Source organism: Rhizobium ecuadorense (genome assembly GCF_001187535.1).
Taxonomy (GTDB): Bacteria; Pseudomonadota; Alphaproteobacteria; order Rhizobiales; family Rhizobiaceae; genus Rhizobium; species Rhizobium ecuadorense.
Window position 1 is genome coordinate 1 of sequence record NZ_LFIO01001556.1, and the last position, 221, is coordinate 221.

Annotated in this window: 1 protein-coding gene; it reads left to right on the plus strand. The window is 62.9% G+C overall.

Annotation, left to right across the window (positions count from 1 at the left end; all coding sequences use genetic code 11):
• Nucleotides 1–221 (plus strand): putative sulfate exporter family transporter (locus tag AF337_RS32140; protein ID WP_152971277.1); only part of this gene is annotated, 221 nt, incomplete at both ends.

The following is a 221-nucleotide window of genomic DNA, read 5'->3' on the forward strand; positions in this document are numbered from 1 at the left end:
CCCGCTTGTCGGCGGAATTGCCGTTCTGGTTGCTCTGTCTTTGGCCGGCAGCTTTCTGATTGGACGGCTCTTCGGACTGTCGGCCAGCCTGGCGACCTTGGTTGCTTGCGGCAACTCGATCTGCGGCAATTCTGCGATTGCCGCAGCAGCGCCCGTGATCGGCGCCAAACCGGATGATATCGCGGCCTCGATAGCCTTTACCGCGCTGCTCGGCATCGGGG